The sequence below is a fragment of the Pedobacter sp. 10L46_2 genome (genome assembly GCF_056395165.1).
Genome location: NZ_JBFTIZ010000321.1, coordinates 1 through 4,789, shown reverse-complemented (window position 1 = coordinate 4,789; position 4,789 = coordinate 1). Strand labels below are relative to the sequence as shown.

4 protein-coding genes and 1 pseudogene are annotated in these 4,789 nt (G+C 39.7%); all 5 read left to right on the top strand.

Annotated elements, in window-relative coordinates; translation table 11 throughout:
• Positions 1-514, top strand: a 514-nt coding sequence (locus tag AC1DDX_RS23760; protein WP_477622707.1) for an MIP/aquaporin family protein, incomplete at its 5' end; no start/stop codon positions are given.
• A complete protein-coding gene (locus AC1DDX_RS23755; protein WP_448634388.1) occupies positions 504-839 on the top strand; it encodes an FKBP-type peptidyl-prolyl cis-trans isomerase in 336 nt (111 codons plus the stop codon). The genes AC1DDX_RS23760 and AC1DDX_RS23755, both read left to right, overlap by 11 nt.
• Before the next feature lie 15 nt (positions 840-854).
• Positions 855-2,534 carry a DUF4091 domain-containing protein gene (locus AC1DDX_RS23750; protein ID WP_337716078.1) on the top strand — a complete coding sequence of 560 codons (1,680 nt, stop codon included), beginning with the start codon at positions 855-857 and terminating at the stop codon, positions 2,532-2,534.
• Between the two features lie 11 nt (positions 2,535-2,545).
• Entirely contained in the window at positions 2,546-4,204 is a 1,659-nt protein-coding gene (locus tag AC1DDX_RS23745) for a UxaA family hydrolase (protein ID WP_337716079.1), read from the top strand.
• 35 nt (positions 4,205-4,239) lie between these two features.
• Positions 4,240-4,789 (top strand): annotated as a pseudogene (locus tag AC1DDX_RS23740) (fumarylacetoacetate hydrolase family protein); the annotation flags it as partial.

Sequence of the window (4,789 nt, the reverse complement as noted above, 5' to 3'; positions counted from 1 at the left end):
GGTGAGCATTGCCCTTACCATATCAGGAAAGCATCCGCTAAAAGATTTGGTACCTTTTGTTTTGAGTCAGCTGGCAGGAGCGATCGCAGCAAGTTGCACGTTGCAGGCCCTGTTTCCAGCTAATGATACACTAGGATCAACATTACCTGCAGGTTCCGCTTTTCAATCTTTCATACTTGAGTTTTTCCTAACATTTTTTTTAATGCTTGTAATCATTGGCGTAGGAAGAAAAAGTAAAAAAGAGGGGAGCCTTGCCGGGATAGTAATTGGAGGTGTAGTTGGTTTGGAAGCGATGTTTGCGGGGCCAATTTGCGGAGCATCAATGAACCCGGYGAGATCATTAGCCCCGGCAGTTATTTCTGGTCATACGGAACATTTATGGGTGTATTTGAGTGCAACGATTTTTGGTGCTATCATGGCTGTTTTAGTCGGCAAATTTTTATTAGCTGAAACCTTTGTTCCACAGACGCATACTGAAGTTGAAAAATCAAGAATTAGCGCTTATGAAAATTGAGGATAAAACTGTGGTATCTATTAGATATAAGATGGAAAATAGTAGAGGGGAGGTGCTTGAAGATATTCTGGATGGGTTGCCAATCAACTATTTACATGGTCATGGAACCATTTTCCCTTCCCTGGAAGCAGAACTCAAAGGTTTAAATGAAGGAGAAGAAAAACAGATTTTTTTGTCAAAGGAAACAGGATATCAGGATTTAGATGATGAGTTTCATATCTGGGTTGTTGTTGACAAGGTTCGGTATGCCAGCGATGAAGAGCTGGAAAAAGGGTTAAATCCAGTGTTGTCAGACGGTTATTGTGGCCCAGAGGGTTGCTGTTAGAAAGGATTAAAAAAAATGAAAAGACTTGAAAAAATAGCATTTGTATTTATTATACTAAGCATGCTTTTCTATAAGGATGCAATAAGTAAAGATAAAAACATGGACGTTTGGCTGGAAAGCTCGTTGAAACGGATTTTTCCTCAATCACCAGGTAAGGCCACTGATCATCTCACCTTAATTGTAGCTAGAAACAGTAGGGTATCCTTTCAGGTCGGATTTCATAGCAATATGAAAGACAGGGTAGAGATTGCCTGTGATGTTGAAACCGGAGCAGTTAAGCATGAAGTTCGTTATGTAGGCCTGGTTCCTTTTCAAAACTTTAATACCGATGTACGTGAGGAAGAGCTTGATGGCATTGGTTTCTTACCGGGAATGTTACCAGATCCACTTTACCCGCTTACCCGTGTAGATGCTAATCCATATGCAAGCCGCTCTTTTTGGGTTACATTAAGGATTCCAGAAAATATAGAACCGGGTATTCACCAATGCAAAGTAAAAGTAAGCTGGAATGAGGGAAAAGTTAACATGGAGAAAACGCTTTTGGTTGATTTAAATATTAGCAAGCTTATTGTTCAGCCTCGTAAAAATTTTCATGTAACCCATTGGTGGAGAGGCGAAGCTACCTGGGCTCAGTATAAGACTGAAATGTATGATGAAAAATGGTGGCAGCTCACTAAGGCACAGATGAAGAATTTAATTGATCATGGAAATGATGTAGCCTTTATTCAAAATTTGTTTGAGCTTAAAACTGTATTTAAAAAGCCTTGTCAGATGCTGATCATCAATGAAACCAGTCCTGGTAAATATAGTTTTGATTGGTCTCGTATAAAGCGGTTCGTTGATATGACTAAGGAATTGGGCTACAAAAAATTTGAATGGGGTCATCTTTTTCTTTACTGGGGTGTTGAAAATGCAATGCATGTTTATACGCAAAAAGGTGATAAATATGAACTGCTTTGGGATGAGAATCTTTCTGCAACTTCTCCGGTTTACCTAAATTTTCTAAAACAATATCTGCCAGCGTTTCATCGCTTCCTTAAGAAGGAAAACGTATTAGACGATTCCTATTTTCATTTATCGGATGAGCCTGGATCTGAGCATATACAAAACTACAAGAGGGCTAGAAAAATACTACAGGAACTGGCTCCCTGGATGAAGGTAATGGATGCATTAAGTGATGTGAGGTACGGAAGAGAGAAATTAACTGATATACCGATTCCAATCATTAGCTCGGCCGGCGATTACCTTAAAGAGAATATTCCTCATTGGGTGTATTACTGCACAGGACCCAGAGATCAGTGGCTTAATCGGTTCTACGACACCCCACTTGCTAAAATCAGAATGTCGGGTTTTTTATTTTATCATTTGAATGCTCAGGGCTTTTTACACTGGGGATACAACTATTGGAATGTAGTGGAAAAGGAAGAACCTATTGATCCCTTTACCAATGCATCAGGAAGTGCTTATCCTGGAATTGCAGCTGGAGATCCCTTTGTAGTTTATCCGGGACCAGATGGGCCATACGATTCAATAAGATGGGAAATATTTGCAGAATCTCTTCAGGACTATGCCATTTTGCAGTCGGCTGGTATTAAGCAGGACGATCCCATGCTATCTGAAATAAAAACTTATGCTGATTTCCCTAAGAAAGAAGAATGGATAGATCAGACTATGAAACGAATACTAGAAAAATAAATACTTGATTAATGAAGTCAAAAACACTTAAAATAAATCGCACAGATAATATAGAGGTAGCATTATCGGATTTAAAAGCAGGTGATGCCATAAATAGTGATGAGGGAACTTATGGTTTGGTTACAGATGTTAAGGCAAAGCATAAATTTGCGACTATTGACCTACTGCCTGGAGATGATATTGTGATGTACGGGGTGCTTGTAGGCAAGGCAACTACAGCAATTAAAAAAGGCGAAGTAATTACTACAGGCAATGTTAGTCATGCGGCTAATAACTATAAACTTAAGGAAAGAAAAACCAGCTGGGAAGTGCCAGAAATATCCTCATGGAGCGATAAGACTTTTATGGGATATCATAGAGATAATGGCACAGTTGGCGTGGCCAATTACTGGCTGATCATCCCTTTGGTATTTTGTGAAAACAAGAATGTACAGGTTATTCAGGATGCCTTTATGAAAGGATTGGGGTATCATGACAATGATTCATCCTATTACAATCAGGTACAGCAATTGGTTAAGATGCACAGAGCCGGTATAGCTGTTGAGGATATATTGAGCATAGACATAGGTAGTTTAGATAGTGATGTAGTGGCAGAAAACAGGGTGTTTCCGAATGTTGATGGGGTTAAGTTCTTAACACACTCATTAGGATGTGGTGGTACAAAAGACGATGCCATAAATCTTTGTGGCTTACTTGCAGGATATATAACGCACCCCAATGTTGCAGGAGCTACTGTGCTAAGTCTTGGTTGTCAGAATGCACAAATACCGCTTTTAAAAGAGCAAATTGCAAAACGAGATCCTCAGTTCTCGAAACCTTTATATTGCTTTGAGCAGCAACAGGTAGGAACTGAATCTGAATTAATGAAATTGGCTATAAAACAAACCTTTGCAGGCTTGATGCAAGCCAATGAACTTAAGCGCCAACCCGCCCCTTTAAGCAAACTTTGTATTGGACTGGAGTGCGGGGGGTCGGATGGTTTTTCTGGAATTTCAGCTAACCCGGCTTTGGGATATACTTCAGATCTATTGGTTGCTTTGGGATCATCGGTAATACTTTCGGAATTTCCAGAGCTTTGTGGTGTGGAGCAGGAACTTAGCGATCGTTGCTTAGATGAGACTGTCGCCCAGAAGTTCATGACCTTAATGACAGCTTATCATGAAAGAGCTAAAGCTGTAGGTTCAGGTTTTGATTCTAATCCGTCGGCAGGCAATATACGTGATGGTTTAATTACTGACGCCATTAAATCTGCCGGTGCAGCAAAGAAAGCAGGTACGTCGCCAGTTATTGATGTTCTAGATTATCCAGAACAAGTTTCCAAACCAGGATTGACATTGCTATGTACACCTGGTAGCGATATAGAATCAACAACGGCAGAGGTTGGAGCAGGAGCTACACTTGTATTTTTCACAACCGGATTGGGTACCCCAACGGGCAATCCTATTGCACCTGTAGTAAAAATCTCAACTAATACAACGCTATATAAAAAGATGAATGACATCATTGATATTGATGCAGGTACAATAATAACTGGCGAAGAAACAATTAAACAGGTAGGAGAACGTATTCTCGATTACATCATAGAAATAGCCAGCGGGTCGATTAAAGCCAAGGCTGAAGCATTGGGACATAACGACTTTATTCCCTGGAAAAGAGGGATATCCTTATAAACAGACAATTTCAAATTAAAACGAATAAATACATTATGAAATTATATAAAACTAAACAAGGTGCTATTTTGCATAGTGATGCGGGATATTATTTACTTAATACTGATTGGGATACATTGATTAATAATGACAACCTCTACAAATATTTAGTTCATGTACTTAGTGAGAGTCCTGAATCTTTGCAGGAAAATAAAGCATTAGCAATATTAGAAAACGATGTTGAGGCACCAATTGGACAGCAGGAAGTTTGGGCAGCAGGAGTAACCTATCTGCGCAGTCGCGATGCCAGAAAAGAGGAATCTAAAGATTCCGGTGGGGCAAGCATGTATGATAAAGTTTATGATGCAGATCGTCCTGAATTATTCTTTAAATCATTACCTCATCGTGTAGCTGGACATAAACAACACGTAAACATTAGAAAAGATTCGACCTGGAACGTGCCGGAACCTGAATTGACTTTGTTTATCAATGCTTCCGGAAACATACAGGCTTATACTATAGGAAACGACATGAGTTCCAGAAGCATTGAAGGAGAAAACACGTTGTATCTGCCGCAGGCAAAGATTTATGAAAGAAGTGCTGCTC